General features: G+C 62.7%; 16 protein-coding genes. 8 read left to right on the top strand and 8 right to left on the bottom strand.

Annotated elements, in window-relative coordinates; translation table 11 throughout:
- Positions 1-89 precede the first annotated feature (89 nt).
- Positions 90-989: a DMT family transporter gene (locus ACQ4MS_RS04365; RefSeq protein ID WP_431097976.1), complete on the bottom strand. Its 900-nt coding sequence runs from the start codon at positions 987-989 to the stop codon at positions 90-92.
- Between the two features lie 140 nt (positions 990-1129).
- On the opposite strand from ACQ4MS_RS04365, the gene ACQ4MS_RS04360 reads away from it, so the two are divergent.
- The 4 genes from ACQ4MS_RS04360 (at position 1130) to ACQ4MS_RS04345 (ending at position 6170) form a co-directional block, all read left to right on the top strand.
- On the top strand, positions 1130-2125 hold the full coding sequence (locus ACQ4MS_RS04360) for a quinone oxidoreductase family protein (protein ID WP_431097975.1): 996 nt from the start codon (positions 1130-1132) through the stop codon (positions 2123-2125).
- Positions 2126-2255: 130 nt separating this feature from the next.
- Positions 2256-3710: a DUF1800 domain-containing protein gene (locus ACQ4MS_RS04355; protein ID WP_431097974.1), complete on the top strand. Its 1455-nt coding sequence runs from the start codon at positions 2256-2258 to the stop codon at positions 3708-3710.
- A gap of 18 nt (positions 3711-3728) precedes the next feature.
- Positions 3729-5114 carry a DUF1501 domain-containing protein gene (locus tag ACQ4MS_RS04350; RefSeq protein ID WP_431097972.1) on the top strand — a complete coding sequence of 462 codons (1386 nt, stop codon included), beginning with the start codon at positions 3729-3731 and terminating at the stop codon, positions 5112-5114.
- Positions 5115-5348: 234 nt separating this feature from the next.
- Positions 5349-6170, top strand: a complete 822-nt coding sequence (locus ACQ4MS_RS04345) for an NUDIX hydrolase (RefSeq protein ID WP_431097971.1) — start codon at positions 5349-5351, stop codon at positions 6168-6170.
- Between the two features lie 27 nt (positions 6171-6197).
- Here the strand turns inward: ACQ4MS_RS04345 and ACQ4MS_RS04340 are convergent, their stop codons facing one another.
- From ACQ4MS_RS04340 to ACQ4MS_RS04325, 4 genes are all read right to left on the bottom strand, one after another.
- Positions 6198-7856: a Na/Pi cotransporter family protein gene (locus ACQ4MS_RS04340; protein ID WP_431097970.1), complete on the bottom strand. Its 1659-nt coding sequence runs from the start codon at positions 7854-7856 to the stop codon at positions 6198-6200.
- A 55-nt stretch (positions 7857-7911) separates the two neighbouring features.
- Entirely contained in the window at positions 7912-8412 is a 501-nt protein-coding gene (gene lspA, locus ACQ4MS_RS04335; protein WP_431097969.1) for a signal peptidase II, read from the bottom strand.
- 82 nt (positions 8413-8494) lie between these two features.
- Positions 8495-11314 carry an isoleucine--tRNA ligase gene (ileS, locus tag ACQ4MS_RS04330; RefSeq protein WP_431097968.1) on the bottom strand — a complete coding sequence of 940 codons (2820 nt, stop codon included), beginning with the start codon at positions 11312-11314 and terminating at the stop codon, positions 8495-8497.
- A 126-nt stretch (positions 11315-11440) separates the two neighbouring features.
- A complete protein-coding gene (locus ACQ4MS_RS04325; protein WP_431097967.1) occupies positions 11441-12475 on the bottom strand; it encodes a bifunctional riboflavin kinase/FAD synthetase in 1035 nt (344 codons plus the stop codon).
- A gap of 174 nt (positions 12476-12649) precedes the next feature.
- Between ACQ4MS_RS04325 and ACQ4MS_RS04320 the strand changes: the two genes are divergently transcribed.
- Together ACQ4MS_RS04320 and ACQ4MS_RS04315 are read left to right on the top strand one after the other, a co-directional pair.
- Positions 12650-13207, top strand: coding sequence for an HNH endonuclease (locus tag ACQ4MS_RS04320; protein ID WP_092128654.1), 558 nt, complete (start codon positions 12650-12652; stop codon positions 13205-13207).
- A gap of 76 nt (positions 13208-13283) precedes the next feature.
- Positions 13284-13682, top strand: a complete 399-nt coding sequence (locus ACQ4MS_RS04315; protein ID WP_431097966.1) for a hypothetical protein — start codon at positions 13284-13286, stop codon at positions 13680-13682.
- A 21-nt stretch (positions 13683-13703) separates the two neighbouring features.
- Here the strand turns inward: ACQ4MS_RS04315 and ACQ4MS_RS04310 are convergent, their stop codons facing one another.
- Together ACQ4MS_RS04310 and ACQ4MS_RS04305 are read right to left on the bottom strand one after the other, a co-directional pair.
- Positions 13704-14819, bottom strand: a complete 1116-nt coding sequence (locus ACQ4MS_RS04310; protein ID WP_431097964.1) for an acyl-CoA dehydrogenase family protein — start codon at positions 14817-14819, stop codon at positions 13704-13706.
- 35 nt (positions 14820-14854) lie between these two features.
- The gene (locus ACQ4MS_RS04305; RefSeq protein WP_431097963.1) at positions 14855-16036 is read right to left on the bottom strand and encodes an acyl-CoA dehydrogenase family protein; all 1182 of its coding nucleotides are present in this window, start codon (positions 16034-16036) and stop codon (positions 14855-14857) included.
- 170 nt (positions 16037-16206) lie between these two features.
- Between ACQ4MS_RS04305 and purN the strand changes: the two genes are divergently transcribed.
- Together purN and ACQ4MS_RS04295 are read left to right on the top strand one after the other, a co-directional pair.
- Positions 16207-16803, top strand: coding sequence for a phosphoribosylglycinamide formyltransferase (gene purN / locus ACQ4MS_RS04300; protein ID WP_431097962.1), 597 nt, complete (start codon positions 16207-16209; stop codon positions 16801-16803).
- Between the two features lie 206 nt (positions 16804-17009).
- Entirely contained in the window at positions 17010-17564 is a 555-nt protein-coding gene (locus tag ACQ4MS_RS04295; protein WP_431097961.1) for a fasciclin domain-containing protein, read from the top strand.
- Positions 17565-17635: 71 nt separating this feature from the next.
- On the opposite strand, the gene mdeB is transcribed toward ACQ4MS_RS04295, so the two are convergent.
- Entirely contained in the window at positions 17636-20320 is a 2685-nt protein-coding gene (gene mdeB / locus ACQ4MS_RS04290; RefSeq protein WP_431097960.1) for an alpha-ketoglutarate dehydrogenase, read from the bottom strand.
- Positions 20321-20440 lie beyond the last annotated feature (120 nt).

The raw sequence follows: 20440 nt of genomic DNA, 5'->3' as shown, positions 1-20440 counted from the left end.
AGGCTGCGCGGGCTTGGCAAGTTTTATGCGATGGTTTTTCGCGATGTGTTGTGAAAATCAAACCATTGCGGTGACGCTCGCCGTTCAACTCAGCGCCGCGACGACACCACGATGCCGCCCACGATCAGCACAAAGGCCGCTGCGTGATAGAGGTGCGGTAGCTCGCCGAGAAACGCCGCCGACAGCAGCGCGGCGAACAACGGGGTGAGGTTGGAAAAGAAGCCCGCGATCGCCGGCCCGACGCGTTGCACGCCCATGCCCCAGCAGCGGTAAGCAATCACCGCCGGCCCGACAGCCACGTACAGCAGGGCTGCCGCGAGTGGCCAGCCCCAGACGATGTGCGTATCGGTCAGCGCCCACTCACCAGCGGCAAACGCACCCGACCAACCCAGCCCGAAAACGATCTGCGCCATCAGGAAGGCGGCCCAATCGCGGCGGATTTCAGCCGGCTCTTTGGGCTGCGACAGCAGCCAGCTGTAAAACGCCCAGGCCAGCGTGGCCAGCAGCACATAGAGGTCTCCGGGTACCAGTTGTACCTGCATCAAGAGTTCCCACTGGCCGCGCGAGAGCACCACCAGCACGCCGGCAATTGACAGCACGGCGCCGGCGATCTGGCGCTTCGACACGGGCTGGCCAAAAAACAGCGCACCCACGACCAGCATCCAGATCGGCACGCTGGATGCCACCAACGTCACATTGAGGGGTGTGGAGGTTTTGAGCGCCAGGTACTGGAGGGCGTTGTAGCAGCCTACCCCCAGAAGGCCCAGCATGGCAAAGCGCCTCCAGTGTGGCCACAGGTTGCCGTCTGGTTTCAGCACTCGCCACGCCAGCGGCAGAAGAATCACAAACGCCAGCGCCCAGCGCAGGAAATTGAGCGTCATGGGCGGTACCAGGCCGGTGACGAGACGACCGACCACCGCATTGCCGGCCCAGAGCATCGGAGGAATCACCAGCAGCGTGGCGGTGGCAGGCGAGAGGCGTGGGGTCATGGTGCTGACTTTACCAAGCGATGCCGGTTTCCCCGGTCTGGCAAGGCTTCAACTCTCAATGCCGGCAGTCCATTTCGATTCATGGCACCATGGCGGCCGACCTTTTCTTTCCCCACCTGCACCCTAGCAAGGAAAACCCCATGGCCTCCTTTCCCTCCAAAGCCGTACGCATCAACCAGCACGGCGGTCCCGAAGAGCTCACATTGACAGACGTGACAGTGGGTGACCCCGGACCCGGTGAAATACGCATACGCCACAAGGCCATCGGCCTGAACTACATCGATGTGTATCAGCGCAGCGGTGTCTATCCGTTTGCCATGCCGTTGCAACTCGGCATGGAGGCTTCAGGTGTCGTCGAGGCCGTAGGCGAAGGTGTCACTCACCTTAAGGCTGGCGACCGCGCTGCCTATGCCAGCCAACCCCCCGGCAGCTATTGCGAACTGCGCGTGATGCCGGCCAAGTGCGTCTGCAAGCTGCCCGATGCGATCCCGTTTGAAACCGGCGCCGCCATGATGCTCAAGGGCCTCACCACGCAGTACCTGCTGCGCCGCACACAGCCGCAGGGTGGCCTGCAGCCCGGTGACTACGTGCTCTTCCATGCGGCGGCTGGTGGTGTTGGCCTCATTGCCTGCCAGTGGGCCAAAGCCATGGGCCTGCAGCTCATCGGCACAGCCGGCTCTGATGAAAAATGTGCGCTGGCCAAATCACAAGGCGCGGCCTTCGCCATCAATTACGCGAAGGAAGACTTTGTCGCGCGCGTCAAGGAGATCACAGGTGGCAATGGCGTCAAGGTGGTGTATGACTCGGTGGGGCAGGACACCTTCATGAAGTCGCTGGACTGCTTGCGACCGTTTGGCTTGCTTGCCAACTTCGGCAATGCTTCGGGCAAGACTCCCCCGCTGGATATTGGTGTTCTGGCCGCCAAAGGCTCCCTGTACGTTTCCAGGCCAACGCTTTTTACCCACATCTCGACCCGTGAGACCACCCAGGAAATGGCTGATGACCTGTTCGCTATGGTGACTAGCGGCAAAGTCCAGATTCCGATTGACCAGCGCTTTGCCCTGGCCGATGTGGCTGACGCACACCGCGCCCTGGAGGCACGCAAAACCACAGGTTGCACCATCCTCACGTTGTAAGGCCGCCGGGCCGTTCTCCCGCACGCCAGTCCAACGCGCCGGTCTCTTGCCGGTAAACCTGTGTAAAGCCGCAGGCTGCGTTCAACGCAAGGAGGCTCCGATGCGTTAAAAAGGGCCGCAGGAGAACACCATGCCCATAGCGACAGTGATCACCCAGGCCGGCGTGCTGGCAGCTTTGCTGGTTTGCTCAGCCGGTCAAACGGCCTTTGCACAGGGCGATGCTGCACCGTCCCCAGTCAACGCCGCCGCTGTGTGGCGTGCTGCATCCCGCCTGGGTTATGCGCCTACACCGGCTTCCGTGCAGGCTGCAGAAGCGGCGCCGCGCGTCTGGGCGCTGCAGCAGATCGATGCGGCCTACGCGGCAAGCCGCCGCCCGCCTGCCATTCCCGCCGAGCTTGCAGGGATCAATGCGCCACTGGGCGACATCGTCCGTGGCTTTCACGCGGAACGGGAGGCGCGCAAAAACCGGCGTGAGGACGCCGGACCGGATGCCAAGCCCGGCGCCGCTATGCACGACGCCAATGCGGGGCCTGAAAAATTCAGCCGTGAGATGGCGCAAAACGCTGCAGCCTGGCGACTGATGGCCTGCAGCGACCCGACGCTGGAAAACCCCTTGCTGGCCCGCATGACCGAATTCTGGTTCAACCACCTCAACGTGTTTGTCGGCAAAGGCTCCGTGCGCCCCTTCGTCGGCCACTATGGGGCCAATGTGATCCGTGCCAACGCGTTGGGCCGCTTTGAAGACCTGCTGCTGGCCAGCGCCAGGCACCCCGCCATGCTGTTCTACCTGGACCAGGCGCAGAGCAACAATCGCGGCATTAACGAAAACTACGCCCGTGAGTTGATGGAGCTTCACACGATGGGCGTGAACAGCGGCTACACGCAAAAAGACGTGCATGAACTGGCCCGCATCCTGACAGGCTGGACGGTCAACCTCAAGGGCGGAGAAGGTTTCCGGTTTGCCGAGCGCCTTCATGACAGGGAGAGCAAGGTGCTGCTGGGCCGTACCTTTGGTGGTGAAGGCATTGCAGAAGGCGAGGAAGCCATCCGCTATTTGGCCCGCCGGCCCGAGACGGCGCGTCGCGTCTCCACGCGGCTGGCCAGTTTCTTTGTGGCCGACAAGCCGTCGCCTGCATTGGTCGAGCGGCTGGCGACCACCTTCACGGCCACGCAGGGTGATATTCGCTTGGTGATGCGCAAGTTGGTGGAGTCACCAGAGTTCTGGCTTCCCGGTAACCAGCTCTTCAAAACCCCGCTGGACTTTGCCTGCTCGGCGCTCACGGCGGCCGGTGGTGTGAAGGAACGCCGCGACATCGTGCAGACCCTGGGCTTCCTCGCGCAGGCCGGCCAACCCATGCATGGCTGGCAAACGCCCGACGGCTACAAAACCGATGCCGGTACCTGGCTTGCGCCCGAGGCTTTGACGCGCCGTGCTGATTACGCGATGGCATTGGCACAGCGCACGCCCGAGCCGTCTTACCTCGACGCCTTCTTCAGTATTGCCACACGTGAACGCATTGCCCGCGAACCGGTGCAACTGCGCACGGGGCTGAGGCTGGCCAGCCCTGACTTCATGCGCAAATAACCCGTCGTGAGGATCTCCATGAACCGCAACTCTGCTTCATCGTCGAAACCGTTGCAGCGCCGGCAGCTGCTGGGCCTGGGCGCGCTGTCCGCGCTGTCGTGGGGTATGCCGGGCGTGTGGGCGCAGTCCCTGCCGGCAGGCCGGTCAGGCCTGGACGGTGGTCGCCTGATCGTCGTCTTCCTGCGCGGCGCGTATGACGGCCTCTCCGCCTTCGTGCCTTATGCCGACGGTGACTACTACGCCATGCGCCCCAATATCGCCATCGCAGCGCCTGACGGCACGGTGCAAACGGCGATCCGGCTCGACAAGACCTTTGCCTTGCACCCTGCGCTCAGCCCACTGCTGCCGCTGTGGCATCAGGGCGTTCTGGGTTTTGTTCCCGCTGCGGGTTTGCCGGCGCCCAACCGCTCGCACTTTGATGCGCAGTACCAGATGGAGATTGCGCAAAGCGGCAAAACCAGCAGCGCGCCGGGGTGGTTGAACAACGCGGCTTCGCTGGCCAAAGCCCATCCGGACAGTGCCGCCGCACTGGGCGTTGGCGAGGCCAACCCCGCCATCCTGGGCGGACAGGCTGCCGTCAGGTTGATCCCGCGTGGGCAGTCGGCTGAGCGTACCGGGGTGCTGGCCAACGACAAGACCCGCCAGGCCTTGCTCGACCTTTACGCCGGCGACGACAAACTCGGCGAGGCTTTTCGCCAGGGCGCAGGCAGCCGCATGCAGAGCGCGCAGGAACTCACGATGCAAAGAGCCCAAAGAGCGGAAATGGCTGCGGAAAAGACGGTGCAGGACAGCCGGCGCATGGCCGACAAAAGCCTGGACCGCGATGGCACGCCTGCCAGCCCACAGGCCCAGACCGCGCAAATGCTGGCGGCCAGCAACGGTGCCGCCGACCCGGTGGGCCTGCAGCTGGATGCGCAGCACTTGGGTACGCTGATGCGGAACGACCGCCGCTTGCGCATCGGATTCCTGTCAGCGGGCGGCTGGGACACCCATGCCAACCAAGGCGCGGTGAACGGCCAGTTGGCCAACAACTTCGGTAACCTGGCGCGTGGGATTGCGCAACTGCGGCAAGATTTTTCCGAGCCCGGCGACGTGATCGTGGTGATGAGCGAGTTCGGCCGCACCAGCGCCGAGAACGGCACACGCGGCACCGACCACGGCTTTGGCAACGCCATGTGGCTCATCGGCAGCCGTGTGGCCGGTGGGCGCTGGCACGGCCAGTGGACCGGTCTGGCACGGGGAAATCTCAATGAGGGCCGCGACCTTCCGGCTCATCATGACTACCGCGCGGTGCTGGCCCAGGTGATGCGCAGCACCTTCGCCCTCGGCGATGCGCAACTGGCCAGTGTCTTGCCCGGCACCCATTGGGACAAGCGCCTGGACGGTTTGCTTACCAAATCCTAGTTTGTTGGCCCTGGCCGCTGGATCCTAAGGGAATTAGCTGCTTTGCCCAATGAAGATGGGCGCGAGTAGCTATTAAATAAATAGCAAATAAACGCCGAAGTAGATGCGTTTTGTTCTGCCGGCCGGTTTGCAGCGGTGCGTACCGGCGAAGTAAACTGCTCAGCACAATCCCGGAGGGCCCGTCCGCCCGCCTTCCTGCAATCCACGGCCCCAGCCGTGGGCCACCAAGGACGCATGATGATGCCGCCAGCTTTTGATGCCCAATGGTTGCAAGCCCTGCGCGCCGGCGCGGTCCAGCCGCCACTGCGCCCACGCGTGCCGCTGTGGGCCGGCGAGTCGGTAATCGGCTCGGTGGAGCCGGGCTTCTTCCACAAGCTGGCTCTCCATGCCATGACAGACGGTCACCACCCCCTGCTCAAGGAGGAGCACCCTGGCGGGCTGGGCTGGCGCTTGATGGGCGATGTGACGACGAGCCTGAACAAGATTGCGGTGGCGCTGCACGAGGCCCGCCTGGCCGGCGCCTGGCGCAACGAACAGCTCGCGGTGCCCGACCAGTTCGGCCATCGCAAAGGCACGGTGGAGCGTGCGGCCGTGCGGCCCCTGGGCATTACCACGCTGGCGGTACATCTGGTGGGGCAGGCGCCTGACGGACGCTTCTGGGTGCAGCAGCGCGCCTTCAACAAGTCCAATGACCCGGGCCTGTGGGACACGCTCATGGGCGGTATGGTGTCGGCCGCAGATACGGTGGAGACGGCGCTGTCGCGCGAGACCTGGGAAGAAGCCGGCCTGCGCGTAGCCGAGTTGCAGGCCATGCGTTACGGCGGGCGCCTGACGACACGGCGCCCAGCCACTGACGGTAACGGCGCGGGTTATGTGGTGGAAGACATCGACTGGTATGTGTGCACCGTGCCCGAGGGGATGGTGCCTGACAACCAGGATGGTGAAGTGGAGCAGTTTCGCCTGATGGATGCCGCCCAGCTGGTGGAGGGCATGCAACGCGGTGAATTCACAACGGAAGCCGCGTTGATCCTGTCGGACGTTATGGGCTTGCCCTAGGCGCTGTTAGCGGCCTTGCCCGGCTGCTCAGACCTGGTCGGTCAGTGCCGGCTGGCGCAAACGGTTGGGGGCCAGCGCACCTGCCGAGTCAAGGATGGGATAGGCGATCGAGCAGATGTGCGAGTTGATGCGCTTGAGTTCGCTGATCAGGTCAATGTGCAGCGAACTGGTTTCCAGGCTTTGCACCGTGTTGGCCGACAGGCGGCCCAAATGGGTGGTGGCGTAGGCCCGTTCCAGATCGCGAAAGCGGGCTTTTTCCTCGAGCAGTTTTTGCGCATCGCGCACGGTACCGTTCAGGAACACGCTCATGCCCAGGCGCAGGTTGTCGACCAGTCGCTCATGCAGTTCGACGATTTCGGCCATGCCGGCTTCCGAAAAATTGCGGCCCGGCTTGATCTTCTTGTCTTCAATGTCGATCAGCACGCGCTCGATGATGTCGCCGATCTGCTCCATGTTGATGGTGAAGCTGATGATGTCCGTCCAGCGGCGGCTTTCTTCCTCGGCCAGCGCCTCGCGCGAGATTTTGGTCAGGTAGTACTTGATCGACGAATACAGCTCGTCAACGGCATCGTCCATTTTGCGCAGGTCTTCTGCGAGCTTGAGGTCGTTGTTCTTGATGACCTCCAGCACGCCCAGCAGCATGGTTTCGACCACGTCGGCCTGGTGCAACGCTTCACGCGCGGCGCACGAAATGGCTAACGATGGTGTCGCCAGGGCCGAGGGGTCCAGGTGATGAGGGCGGCCACGAGCCTTGTTTTTTTCCGGTTTGGGAAGGAGCCTTTCCACCCAGCGCGCGATCACCTGCGTCCAGCCAATGAAGACGGTGCCCACCAGCAGATTGAAGGTCAGGTGAAACAGCACGACCACGGTGGCCGCCTCGCCCAGGTAGGGCCGCACGTGACGCAGCCACAAGCCGATAAAAGGCGCGGCAATGGCGACTCCCAGCAGCTTGAACACCAGGTTGCCCAGAGGCACCTGCCGCACTTCCACGGTCGAGCGGAGTGTGGTCAATACAGCCAGCAGACCGCTGCCCAGGTTGGCGCCCAGCACCAGGCCCAGCGCCACGTCGATGGGGATGACACCCGAGGCGGCCAGCGTGGCGGTGAGCAGGACGATGGCGAGGCTCGAGTACGACACGACCGCCAGGAACGCCCCGGCGGTGATCTCCAGCAGCAGGTCGCTGCTGAGCGAGGCCAGCAGGGCCTTGACCGCAGGCGCCCGCGTGAGAACTTCGGTCGAGTCCGTGACCAGCCGCAGCGCGAGCAACATCAAACCCAGGCCGATGAGCACGCGGCCAAAACGGCCGACGTTGGTGTCCTGGCGTGAGATGAACAGCACCACGCCCACAAAAATGAAGAGCGGCGAGAGCCAGGAAAGGTCAAAGGAGAACACCACGGCCATCAGGCTGGTGCCGATGTCCGCGCCCAGCATGACGGCCAGTGCCAATGGCAGCGTGACAAGGCCCTGGCCAACGAATGAGGAGACGATGAGGGCGGTGGCCGTGCTGGACTGCACCAAGGCAGTGACGCCGATGCCCGAGACGGCTGCGGCCAGGCGGTTGCTGATGCTGACCGCGAGCACATGGCGCAGATTGGCACCGAACACCCGCAGGATGCCGGTACGAACGAGATGGGTGCCCCATACAAGCAGCGCAATGGCTGCCAAAAGATTCAACAAATGCTTCATAAGGTCAGAGCCACTATACCCTTGAAGCGGGTGGCTGCCGTCAGTCTAGCCACCGTTATCGGGCGCGCCGCACGCGAATCAGTTCGTCCAGGATGAGGCAGACCGCGCCGATGGTGATGGCTGCATCGGCAATGTTGAACGAAGGGAAGTACCAGCCGCGCCAATGGAACTGGAGGAAATCCACGACATAGCCATGCAGTGCGCGGTCAATCACGTTGCCCAGCGCGCCGCCCAGGATGCAGGCCAGGGCGAAGGAAAACAGTTTTTGACCCGCGTGCGAGCGCAGCAGCCACAGGATGAACAGCGCCGCCGCAATGCCGATGGCCGTGAAGAACCAGCGCTGCCAACCCGAGGCCGAGGCCAGGAAGGAAAACGCTGCGCCGGTGTTGTGAACCCGCACGACGTTAAAGAAGCTGGTCACATAGGTGGAGTCGCCCAGGCTGTAGTAACCCAGGATCAGCACCTTGGTGAACTGGTCGGCGATAAGAATAATCAGCGCCAGGCCCAGCCAGGGAAGAACCGAATTGGGGGATTGGGTGAAGGTGGTTTTTGCCATATCAATGCCCGCCCGGCCGCCCGAAGGGCATTGAGCGCCCCCTGGGGGGGCAAGGAACGAAGTGAGTGTGGGGGCTGGTCATTTACGCGAATTTCCGGTCTTCACCCGCGCCGAACAGGTTGCTGGTGCAGCGGCCGCAAATCGTCGGGTGGGCGGGGTCGTGGCCCACGTCGGCGCGGTAGTGCCAGCAGCGCTCGCATTTGGTGTCGGAACTGGCTGTTACCCGCGTATTAACCGACTGAGACGCTACTAAATCGATAGCAGATGTGATGAAGACGAACTTGAGGTCTTCGCCCAGTGAGGCCAGCAGCGCATGGTCTTCGGCGGCCACTTCCAGCGCCACATTGGCCTGCAGCGACGAGCCCACCTTGCCGTCGGCGCGCAGGGCTTCGATGTCCTTGTTCACCGCATCGCGCAGCTCGCGGATACGCGACCATTTGGCCAGCAGCGCCGCGTCGGGCGCGGGGAACTCGGCATAGGTCTCCATAAAGATGGATTCGGACGAGCCGAACACCTTCCAGGCTTCTTCAGCCGTGAAGCTGAGGAATGGCGCCATCCAGCGCAGCATCGCGTGCGTGATCTGCCAGAGCGCGGTCTGCGCGCTGCGGCGGGCCAAGGATTTGGGGCCGGTGGTGTAGAGCCGGTCTTTCAGGATGTCGAGGTAGAAAGAGCCCAGGTCTTCGCTGCAATAGATCTGCAGCTTGGAGACCACCGGGTGGAATTCATACACCTCGTAGTGCGCCAGGATGTCGGCCTGCAGCTGCGATGCACGGCTGAGCGCGTAGCGGTCGATTTCCAGCATCTGCTCAAACGGCACAGCGTCTTTGGCCGGGTCGAAGTCGCTCACGTTGGCCATCAGAAAGCGCAGCGTGTTGCGGATGCGGCGGTAGGCGTCCACCACGCGGGCCAGGATTTTGTCGTCGATGCCCAGGTCGCCCGAATAATCGGTCGAGGCGCACCAGAGACGGATGATCTCTGCGCCCAGCTTGTCGCTGACTTCTTGCGGCACCACGACATTGCCTTCGCTCTTGCTCATCTTGCGGCCCTTGCCGTCGACCGTAAAGCCGTGCGTGAGCAGGCCCTTGTAAGGCGCGTGGTCATACATCGCGCAGGCGGTGAGCAGCGACGAGTGGAACCAGCCGCGGTGCTGGTCGTGGCCTTCCAGGTACAGGTCGGCCGGCCATGCCGATTGCGCGGCGTGGCTGTGGCGGAGCACATGGTCATGCGTGGTGCCCGAGTCAAACCAGACGTCGAGGATGTCGGTGCTCTTGATGTAGTCGGGCGCATCGGCGCCGATGATGGATTCGGCCGTGGCCTTGCTCCAGGCTTCGATGCCGCCGGCTTCGACCATGCTGGCGGCCTGGTCCATGATCTCCATGGTGCGCGGATGCAGCTCGCCGGTGGCGGTGTGGATGAAGAAAGGCAGGGGCACGCCCCAGTTGCGCTGGCGGCTGATACACCAGTCGGGACGGCCGGCGATCATGTCGCGCAGGCGGACTTTTCCGTTTTCCGGGTAGAAGCTGGTTTCTTCAATGGCCGCCAGGGCCAGCTTGCGCAGGGTTTGCGGCGCCTTGTCTTTGGTGAAGACGCCTTCGCCTTCGTCCATGCGCACAAACCACTGGGCCGCCGCGCGGTAGATCACCGGCGTCTTGTGGCGCCAGCAGTGCGGGTAGCTGTGCAGGATGCCTTGCGTGGCAAACAGGCGCCCGTGCTCGCGGAGCTTATCAATGACCAGCGGCGCGGCCTTCCAGATATTGAGGCCACCGAACATCGGCAGCTCATCGACATAGCGGCCGTTGCCTTGCACCGGGTTCAGGATGTCGTCATAGGCAATACCGTTGGCCACGCAGGAGTTGAAATCCTCTACACCGTAAGCGGGCGACGAATGCACGATACCCGTGCCGTCGTCGGCCGTGGCATAGTCGGCCAGGAAGACCGGGCTGAAGCGTTTGTAGCCGGCATCAACATCGTAGAACGGGTGCTCGAAGTTGATCTTCTCGAGGTTTTGCCCCTTGGTGACGGCGATGACGCGGCCCTCCAGCTGAAAGCGCTCCAGGCACTTTTCGACCAGCACCGATGCCAGCACCAGCAGGCCGCGCTCGGTGTCCACCAGCGAGTACTCGAGCTCGGGATTCAGGTTCAGCGCCTGGTTGGCGGGGATGGTCCATGCGGTCGTCGTCCAGATGACGGCAAAGGCATCTTTGCGCAGCGTGGCCTGGCCGAAAGCCAGCGCCAGCTTTTGCGGCTCGGCGCATTTGAAGCCGACGTCCAGCGTCTGCGATTTTTTGTCGGCGTATTCGATCTCAAACTCGGCCAGCGACGAGCCGCAGTCAAAGCACCAGTACACGGGCTTCAGGCCGCGGTAGACAAAGCCGCGTTCCATGATGCGTTTGAGCGCGCGGATTTCATTGGCTTCGTTGGCGAAGTCCATGGTGCGGTAGGGGTTGTCCCATTCGCCGAGCACACCCAGGCGCTTGAAGTCAGCCCGCTGGCCTTCAATCTGCTCGGTCGCGAAGGCGCGGCTTTTGGCCTGCACCTCATCGCGCGGCAGGTTGCGCCCGTGCAGTTTCTCGATCGCGTTTTCGATCGGCAGACCGTGGCAGTCCCAGCCGGGTACGTAGATCGCATCCATGCCCTTGAGCTGGCGCGCCTTGACGATCATGTCTTTGAGGACCTTGTTGACCGCGTGGCCGATGTGGATCTTGCCGTTGGCGTAGGGCGGGCCGTCATGCAGCACGAACTTCGGCTTCCCCGCACGCACGTCGCGCAGCTTTTTGTAGATGCCTTTCTCGTCCCACTCTTTGGCCCAGCCGGCTTCGCGCTTGGGCAGGTCGCCGCGCATAGGGAAGGGCGTGTCGGGCAGGTTCAGGGTGCTGCGGTAATCGGTCTTGGTCTCGGACATGGGGTGCTTTTTTGTTAAGGCGATGGGGTGGCCTGAAAAGGCCGGAGCCGCCGGAAATACGGTGGGGAGGTAAGCCGCTCGCCAGGTGGAAGACAGTCAAGGCGAGGTCAGAGGCGACGAGATCGTCTAAATTCGGTCGCGCGTGGTCTGGCGGCTGGTTTCCGTGTGCATGGCGGCCGAAAACGCCTGCGGCGCCTGGGCAAAAAACGCCCGCGCCTCATCGCAGTCCTTGGCGATGCCCGTTTTCAGGCTGTCCAGGCTGTCGTACTTCAGTTCGTCGTGCAGTTTATGAAGCAGTTCCACGCGGATGATTTTACCGTATGCCCCCTCGGGGCCAAGGCTGGCGGGCCATTCGAGGCAATGCGTCTCCAGCAGCACGCGCCCGCCGTTGACGTCGGCCGGATCCAGCGAGGGCCGTATGCCGAGGTTGGCTACGCCGGGGATAGGCTGGTCGGCCAGGCCATGCACCTGCACCGCAAAAATCCCGCTGGCGGCCGGTTTCCAGTGGGAAAACCGCAGGTTGAGTGTGCGAAACCCCAGGTCGCGCCCCAGTTTTCGGCCATGCACGACGTGGCCAGAGATGCTGTAGGGCCGCCCCAGCAGGGCGGCTACCCTGTCCATCCGGCCTTCGGCCAGCGCCTCGCGCACAGCAGAGCTCGACACCCGGGTGCCGTGCACCTCATAGCTGTTCATGCGCGCCACGTCAAAGCCCAGACGCTCGCCGGCGGCGTCCAGCATGGCGTAGTCGCCCACCCGCTTGGCGCCAAAACGGAAGTCGTCGCCCACCAGCACGTACTGCACGCCCAGTCCTTTGAGCAACACTTCCTCGATAAACATCTCGGCCGGTTGTGAGGCCAGCCGGGCGTTAAAGGGCAGAACCACGCACTGGTCGATGCCGCAGCGGGCCAGCTCGGTGAGCTTGTCGCGCAGCGTGGCGATGCGCGCGGGGGCCAGCTCGGGCTTGCGGGCCGCGCCAGCGAAATAGTCCCGCGGATGGGGCTCGAAGCTCATGACGCAACTAGGCACGCCGCGGTGCTGCGCCTCATTTCTTAGCAGCGCCAGCATGGCCTGGTGGCCGCGGTGCACACCATCAAAGTTGCCGATGGTCAGGGCGCAGTGCGCCGCGAGCTGGGGATGGTGGTAGCCGCGGAAAATTTTCATGGGGCAATTATCGTTTTTATAGCGCTTGAGCCCGGCTCAACGGGGGCTTAACGTGGTTTATGGGGGATTTGAACCTGTTTGCCATGATTTCACTGTATATTGATACACAGTCAGCCCGTTCAGCCAGCCGAGCGCCGCGTTTTTACCCGGTGCCCACCATGATGGAGGTTCGTTTTGAAGGTCTTGAAGCTCTCAGCCCAGGGATTGCCGCAATCCTGGATCAGCCTTGAACAAGCCGTGTTGCATTACGCGGCTGACGAGGTGCGCTGGGAGATGGGCGCGCGGGTTGTCACCTTCCATGGCGGCCACAACGCCATCACGGGCGAACAGTCCATCATCACCGTCAACAGCATCATCGGCACCAAGGGTGTGCCGAACATCAACCCGTTCGACCTGAAACCGGGCCTGACCAATGGCAAGCTGTTTGCCCGCGACCGCAATGTATGCGCTTACTGCGGCGGGCACTTCCACGAAGAAGACCTGACGCGCGAGCACATCATTCCGTTTGCGCAAAAAGGCATAGACACCTGGATGAACGTGGTGACGGCCTGCCGCGCCTGCAACCACCGCAAAAGCAGCCGCACGCCCGAGCAGGCCCACATGCCGCTGCTGTACACGCCCTATGTGCCCAGCCTCTGGGAAGACTTCATCCTGCGCAACCGCCGCATTTTGGCGGACCAGATGGAGTTTTTGATGGCGCATATTCCGAAGACGTCGCGCTTGCATGCCTGAGGGATTCCGAGCGCCTTGAGACGAGACGTGCGCTGGAAAAGGCCCTCACTCCAAGTACCTGTCGGGCCTCCTTCAAATGCCTTCTTTTGAACTAATCGCCAAAGTCGCGGTTTTGATTTTGGTATGGGCGGCACTTTCGTTGCCAGTGTTTGCGGCAGCGTTTCTCACGGGCAGGGGTATGAAGCGTCGGGGCCTTTCGTCGCGGCCCGCCGCAGTTGTATTGGGTTTAGTGGTTGCTGTCCTGCTGGCGCCTGTGCCGACCCCCATCATCACCTTTTTCGCTCCGAACGGCTTCATGCTTTTCAGCCCAGACTACTACGCCCGCGTGTTCGGCGATGATGGGTTGTATAGGCAACTCCGACCGTGGGTGGCGATATCGGTCACGATGACATCGATTGTCAGTGTCGCCGTCACGCTTCGCCTTTTTGCCGAACCCGACGAGCCGGCTTTGCGGCTTCGGCCACCAGGCGCCTGATCCGCCTGATCCTTTTGCGGCTTAGGCAAATACGCCGGCCGTCTCCTGCATCCGGCTCGACACCTCGCCCAGGTGGTGCAGCGTGTCGCCAAAGGTCATTTCCAGCTGCGTCAGCTTCTTGAAGTAGTGGCTCACGATGTACTCGTCGGTCACGCCGATGCCGCCGTGCAGCTGCACCGCCTGCTGGCCCACAAAGCGCATCGACACGCCGAGCTGGTATTTGGCGCGTGCCAGCGCCCGGGCGCGTTCGTCGGCGGGTGCATTGAGCTTGAGCGAGGCGTAATAGCTCATCGAGCGCGCCAACTCCAGCTGCATCTTCATGTCGGCCACGCGGTGGCGCAAGGCCTGGAAGCTGCTGATGGCCACGCCGAACTGCTTGCGGGTGTTCATGTATTCGACGGTGATGGCCAGCGTTTTATCCATTACGCCCACGGCTTCAGCGCAGGTTGCGGCGACGCCGATGTCGACGGCGTGGGCCAAGGCAGTAAGGCCGTCCAGGGTGATCAAAGAGGCGGGAGCATTCTTCAGCGCCACTTCAGCCGCGCGTCCGCCGTCCTGCGTGCCGTAGCCGCGGGTCGTTACACCCGCCGCTGTGCGATCAACGAGGAACAGCGCCAGCTTGCCGTTGGCCATGGCCGGCACGATAAAGGCATCAGCCTGGTCGCCCGCTGGTACTATGCTTTTTGTAGCGGTAAGCGCCCATTTTTCTTGGGCTAGGGCCGCTTTTGCTTCACATTTTTCAAAGTCGTAACGTGCCGCGCGCTCTTGGTAAGCCAGCACCACCAGGGCCTCACCTGAGGCGATTTTCGGCAGCCAGGCGGCTTTGACGGCTTCGGACGCGTAGCCGGAGAGCACTCCGCCCGCAATCAGCGCCTGGGCAAAAGGCTCCAGCACAATGCCACGCCCCAGCTCTTCCATCACCACCATGCCCTCGACGGGGCCCATGCCCAGGCCGCCGTCGGCTTCGGGAATGTAGAGGCCGGTCAGTCCCAGCTCGGCGATCTGGCTATAAGCCTCGCGTGAGAAGCCGCCCGCTTTGGCGATGCCGCGGCGGCGCTCAAAGTCGTAGCCTTTGTCCACCCATTTGCGTACGGCATCGCGCAGCTGTTCCTGGTCATCGGTGAAATCGAAATCCATGATGTTTTCCTTTAAACCGGAATGAACTGATCGGGTTAGCCGAGAACGACTTGCGACACGATATTGCGTTGCACTTCGTTGGAGCCGCCGTAAATCGTGGTCTTGCGCATATTGAAGTAAGTGGACGCCAGCGGCGCATCACCCGGCAGGCCGCCGGGGAAGTCGCCTTGCCAGCCGGCTTCCATGGCTTCTTCGATAAAGGGCAGGCTGAAGGGACCGGCGGCCAGCATCATCAGCTCGCTGTAGCGCTGCTGGATTTCGCTGCCGCGAATCTTGAGCAGGCCCGCGATGTCCAGCGAGTTCTTGCCCGACTTTTCAGCCGACAGCACGCGCAGCACCAGCATTTCCAGCGCCACCACGTCGACTTCCAGCTTGGCGATCTCGTCACGAAAGCGCAGGTCGTCATACACGCCTTCTGCCTTGGCGATGCGCTTCAAGCGCTCAAGCTCGCGCTTGGCGCGGTTCACGTCGGCGATGTTGGTGCGCTCGTGGCTCAGCAGGTGCTTGGCGTAGGTCCATCCCTTGTTTTCTTCGCCAATCAGGTTTTCAGCCGGCACTTCGACGTTGTCGAACCAGACCTCATTGACTTCGGCCTCGCCGTCCAGCAGCACGATGGGTCGCACCGTCACGCCGGGCGACTTCATGTCGATCAGCAGAAACGAAATGCCGGTTTGTGGTTTGCCTTCGGTGCTGGTGCGCACCAGGCAGAAGATCCATTCGCCGTACTGGCCCAGCGTGGTCCAGGTCTTCTGGCCGTTGACGATGTATTTGTCCCCCTGGCGTTCGGCCCGGCATTTGACAGAGGCGAGATCAGAGCCTGAGCCCGGCTCGCTATAGCCCTGGCTCCACCACACTTCGCCGCTGGCGATGCCGGGCAGGAAGCGCTTTTGCTGCTCGGGGCTGCCGAAAGCCATGATCACAGGGGCCACCATCACCGGGCCAAAGGGCACGACGCGCGGCGCGCCGGCCAGCGCGCACTCTTCTTCAAACAAGTGCTTTTGCACGGCGTTCCAGCCGGGGCCGCCGAATTCCTTGGGCCAGCCGTGGCCCAGCCAGCCTTTTTTGCCGAGGATCCTGGCCCAGCGCTGCATATCGTCACGCGACAGGCGCAGGGCGTTGTGCACCTTGTGCGAAATATCTTTGGGCAGGTTGGCATGAACCCAGGCGCGTATTTCTTCGCGGAAAGCCTGTTCTTCAGGCGTAAAAGCTAAATCCATGATGGAGTGTCTCCAGGCCGGTGGGCAAAGGTGTACGGTCGGTTTTCTATTTTTAGCACGGTCGTTCGCAATTTTATGTCTCAGTTGGGACATCGTGTGCCGTTGGGATTGGCGGGTGCGGCAAGACACGCCGGCGCGCCGCGACCCGCCGCGTTCTAAACTAGAGGGCTATGGCAACTGCGCAGAAAAATATCGTCATCCTGATTTCCGGCGGCGGCTCCAACATGGCGGTCATTGCCCGAACCGCTGAAAAAGAGGCGTGGCGCAGCCGGTGGGGTGTGCAGGTGGCCGCCGTCATCAGCAACAAGGCGAGCGCCGGGGGACTGGAATTGGCAAAAGGCATGGGTATTGCCACGGCCGTGGTCCCGCATACCGCGTATGCGTCGCGCGAGGCGTTTGATGCCGAGCTCATGGCGCAAATCGACAGGCATTCGCCTGCGCTCGTCGTGCTGGCCGGTTTCATGCGCATCCTCACCCCGGGGTTTGTTGCGCACTACGCCGGGCGGCTCATCAACATCCATCCTTCGCTGCTGCCGGCCTTCCCCGGTCTCCACACGCACCAGCGCGCCATCGATGCCGGCTGTACGGTGGCGGGCGTCACGGTGCACCAGGTGACGGCTGAACTCGACCATGGCGAGACGCTGGCGCAAGCGGTGGTGCCGGTCTTGCCGGGAGACACGGCCGAGACGCTGGCCGCGCGCGTGCTCACGCAAGAGCACCTGATCTACCCGAAGGCCGTGCGCGCCTTCTTCGAACGCGCCGCTTGACCGGGCGGCGTGCCGCGTGAGCGGATGCTGCCGACTTGCTTACGCTTTGTTGCCATGATGCGCACGCAAAAGTGTTGATGCCTCATTTGTTTTGAATCCAGCGGAGCCTGCCCTCCGTATTCATGACAGCCGCTTGAATCATTCCGATTTCGGCTCACGGTACGACTTTGATCGGCCTTTTGCTTCAACACTTTCAAGGAATTCACATGCAGACAAAACACAAACTCGCGTCCATCGGCGTGGCCATGGCGCTGTCATTCGCGGCGATTCCCTCGTTCGCGCAGGTCATGGTGGGCGGTGCGCCCATGCTTGCCAGCAAGGACATCATCGACAACGCGGTCAACTCCAAAGACCACACCACACTGGTCGCTGCCGTCAAGGCCGCTGGTCTGGTTGAGACGCTCAAGGGCCCGGGCCCGTTCACCGTGTTTGCACCGGTCAACGCGGCCTTCGCCGCACTGCCTGCCGGCACGGTAGACACCCTGCTCAAGCCTGAAAACAAGGGCATGCTGACCGGCATCCTCACGTATCACGTGGTACCCGGCAAGTGGGACGCCGCCGCCATCAGCAAGATGATTGCCGACGGCAAGGGAATGGCTTCCATCAAGACGGTGGCCGGTGGCACGCTGGTAGCCAAGTCCGCCGGCGGCAAGGTCATGGTGACCGATGAAAAGGGTGGCGTGGCGACGGTGACGATTGCCGACGTGTACCAGTCCAACGGCGTGATCCACGTGATCGACAAGGTGCTGTTGCCCAAGTAATCCAACGCGGCCTTGCCGGGGCCCGTGCGCGGTTTGACCGCACACGGGCTTTGGCGTGTTTGTGTAACGGCTTACTTTGGATGGAGCATGTGCAGCGCTGCCTTCACGATGCTTTGTGCATCGACGCTGAAGAATTCGCGAAGCGCGGCGCGTGTGTCACTGCGGCCAAAACCGTCGGTGCCTAGGGTGAGGTAACGCCGGCCTTCTGGCACAAAGGCGCGAATGCTTTCGGGCACGGCGCGCACGTAGTCGGTGGCGGCCACGATGGGGCCAGTGCTGCCCTGCAACTGCTGCGCGATAAAGGGCGTGGTCGCCGTGCCGCCGTTGATGGCCTGCTGCTGGCATGCCGCACCGTCGCGCGCAAGTTCGCTCCAGCTGGTCACGCTGTACACCGTCGCTTCTATTCCCTGCGCGGCCAGCTGCTGCGCCGCCTTGATGACTTCCGTGAGGATGGCCCCTGAGCCCATCAAAGCGACTTTCTTAAGAATTTTAGGACTCTGGTCAGCATTTTGATTAGGCATGTAGCTATTGAATTGATAGCAGCCGCGGATAATGCCGGCCTCAATGCCCGTGCGCAGATCAGGCTGCGCGTAGTTCTCGTTCATCAGCGTGATGTAGTAGAAGACGTCTTTTTGCTCCACCATCATTTCCTGCATGCCGCGGTCCAGGATCACGGAGAGCTCGCCGGCAAAGGCGGGGTCGTAAGCCTTGCAGTTGGGGATGGTCGCGGCGATCAGGTGGCTGGTGCCGTCCTGGTGCTGCAGGCCTTCGCCGCCCAGGGTTGTACGGCCCGAGGTTGCGCCCAGCAGGAAACCGCGGGCGCGCTGGTCGGCGGCGGCCCAGATCTGGTCGCCTACACGCTGGAAGCCGAACATCGAGTAGTAGATGTAGAAGGGCAGCATCGCCAGGCCGTGCACGCTGTAGCTGGTGGCCGCGGCCGTCCAGCTGGCCATGGCGCCGGCTTCGCTGATGCCTTCTTCCAGGATCTGGCCGTCGAGTGCTTCGCGGTAGCTCAGCACCGAGCCGATGTCTTCGGGCGCATAACGCTGGCCCACGCTGGAGTAAATGCCCACCTGCTTGAACAGGTTGGCCATGCCGAAGGTGCGCGCCTCGTCGGCCACGATGGGCACGATTTTCGGGCCCAGCGCCGGGTCTTTGAGCAAGCCGCCCAGCATGCGCACAAAGGCCATGGTGGTGCTCATGTCCTTGCCGTCCGCCGCCAATGCGAACTGTGCGTAGGAGGGCAGGGCCGGAATGTTCACGATGTCGGCAGTCGTCTCACGGCGGGGCAGGTAGCCGCCCAGCGCCGCGCGCCTGGCATGCATGTACTGCATCTCGGCGCTGTCGGCAGCCGGTTTGTAGAAGGCCAGGTTTTTGGCCTGCTCGTCAGACAGCGGCAGGTTGAAGCGGTTGCGGAATTCGATCAGGTCCTCGCCGTCGAATTTTTTCTGCGAATGCGTGGTCATCTTGCCCTGGCCGGCGCTGCCCATGCCATAGCCTTTTTTGGTGTGCGCCAGGATGACCGTGGGCTGGCCCTGATGGTTGGCGGCTGCGGCGTAGGCGGCATGGATCTTCACCAGGTCGTGGCCGCCGCGCTTCAAGCGGTCGATCTGCTCGTCCGTCATGCCCTGGGCCAGGCGTGCGAGTTCTTCGCTCTGGCCGAAGAAGTTGTCGCGGTTGAAACGACCGTCTTTGGCGGCAAAGGTCTGCATCTGGCCGTCGACTGTCTGCGCAAACGTCTGCGCCAGCGCGCCTGTCAGGTCGCGCGCGAAGAGGCCGTCCCAGTCGCTGCCCCAGACCAGCTTGATGACGTTCCAGCCTGCGCCGGCAAACAATTTTTCGAGCTCATCAATGATGCGGCCATTGCCGCGCACCGGGCCATCCAGGCGCTGCAGGTTGCAGTTGACGACCCAGACCATGTTGTCCAGGCCTTCGCGTGCGGCCAGGGTCAAGGCGCTCATCGATTCGGGTTCGTCCATCTCGCCGTCGCCGAACACGCCCCAGACTTTTCGCCCTGTGCAGTCAAGCAAACGCCGGTGCGTGAGGTAGCGCATGAAGCGCGCGTGGTAGATCGAGCTGATCGGGCCTATGCCCATGGAGCCGGTCGGGAACTGCCAGAAGTCCGGCATCAGGTACGGGTGCGGGTAGCTGCACAGGCCTTGCGCGCCCTGGCTGGGCGCGGTCAGCTCCTGGCGGTAAAAGCCCAGGTCTTTTTCGTTCAGGCGGCCTTCAAGGTAGGCGCGCGCATACACGCCCGGCGCGCTGTGCGGCTGAAAGAACACCAGGTCGCCGCGGTGCTGGCCCTCACCAACGCCTTCGCGTGCACGGAAGAAATGGTTAAAGCCGGTTTCAAACAGGTCGGCCGCGCTGGCGTAACTCGCGATGTGGCCGCCGAGCTCCGCTGAACCGCCGGTCTCGGCCTGGTTGGCGCGCACCACCATCGCCAGCGCATTCCAGCGCATCAATGACGCCAGACGCTCTTCCATCGCCAGGTCGCCGGGGAACACGGGCTGCTCGTCAACGCCGATGGTGTTGACATAAGGCGTGGCCAGTTCGGGCTGCCAGCCTATGCGCTGCTTGCGCGCGACGCGGCTCAGCTCATGCAGCATCTCGCGTGCGCGGGCCGGGCCTTGCGTGCGGGCCAGGGCTTCAAACGCCTCGCGCCATTCGGCGGTTTCTTGCGGATCAGGGTCGGCAGAAGAAGCGGTGTCAGAAGCGGCTTGCATCAGTAAATGGTGGGGTGTGGAATCGTTCATGGCATCAGGTCCGCGGAATCATGTTCATGGCCAAACCACTGTACGCAGATTTGCCCGAAAGGTGTAGCTTCAATATCGGGCATAAGCAGTATTTAAAAGCATAAAATGCTGCGAATAGTT

It is taken from the genome of Polaromonas aquatica, from assembly GCF_050626995.1.
Classification (GTDB): Bacteria; Pseudomonadota; Gammaproteobacteria; order Burkholderiales; family Burkholderiaceae_C; genus Polaromonas; species Polaromonas aquatica_A.
This window is presented reverse-complemented; position numbering and strand designations above follow the sequence as displayed.

Excerpts from the sequence above, each read along its gene's own strand:
- ACQ4MS_RS04365 (WP_431097976.1), bottom strand. The coding sequence starts at position 989 with ATGACCCCACGCCTCTCGCCTGCCACCGCCACGCTGCTGGTGATTCCT.
- ACQ4MS_RS04360 (WP_431097975.1), top strand. The coding sequence starts at position 1,130 with ATGGCCTCCTTTCCCTCCAAAGCCGTACGCATCAACCAGCACGGCGGT.
- ACQ4MS_RS04355 (WP_431097974.1), top strand. The coding sequence starts at position 2,256 with ATGCCCATAGCGACAGTGATCACCCAGGCCGGCGTGCTGGCAGCTTTG.
- ACQ4MS_RS04350 (WP_431097972.1), top strand. The coding sequence starts at position 3,729 with ATGAACCGCAACTCTGCTTCATCGTCGAAACCGTTGCAGCGCCGGCAG.
- ACQ4MS_RS04345 (WP_431097971.1), top strand. The coding sequence starts at position 5,349 with ATGATGATGCCGCCAGCTTTTGATGCCCAATGGTTGCAAGCCCTGCGC.
- ACQ4MS_RS04340 (WP_431097970.1), bottom strand. The coding sequence starts at position 7,856 with ATGAAGCATTTGTTGAATCTTTTGGCAGCCATTGCGCTGCTTGTATGG.
- lspA (WP_431097969.1), bottom strand. The coding sequence starts at position 8,412 with ATGGCAAAAACCACCTTCACCCAATCCCCCAATTCGGTTCTTCCCTGG.
- ileS (WP_431097968.1), bottom strand. The coding sequence starts at position 11,314 with ATGTCCGAGACCAAGACCGATTACCGCAGCACCCTGAACCTGCCCGAC.
- ACQ4MS_RS04325 (WP_431097967.1), bottom strand. The coding sequence starts at position 12,475 with ATGAAAATTTTCCGCGGCTACCACCATCCCCAGCTCGCGGCGCACTGC.
- ACQ4MS_RS04315 (WP_431097966.1), top strand. The coding sequence starts at position 13,284 with ATGCCTTCTTTTGAACTAATCGCCAAAGTCGCGGTTTTGATTTTGGTA.
- ACQ4MS_RS04310 (WP_431097964.1), bottom strand. The coding sequence starts at position 14,819 with ATGGATTTCGATTTCACCGATGACCAGGAACAGCTGCGCGATGCCGTA.
- ACQ4MS_RS04305 (WP_431097963.1), bottom strand. The coding sequence starts at position 16,036 with ATGGATTTAGCTTTTACGCCTGAAGAACAGGCTTTCCGCGAAGAAATA.
- purN (WP_431097962.1), top strand. The coding sequence starts at position 16,207 with ATGGCAACTGCGCAGAAAAATATCGTCATCCTGATTTCCGGCGGCGGC.
- ACQ4MS_RS04295 (WP_431097961.1), top strand. The coding sequence starts at position 17,010 with ATGCAGACAAAACACAAACTCGCGTCCATCGGCGTGGCCATGGCGCTG.
- mdeB (WP_431097960.1), bottom strand. The coding sequence starts at position 20,320 with ATGAACGATTCCACACCCCACCATTTACTGATGCAAGCCGCTTCTGAC.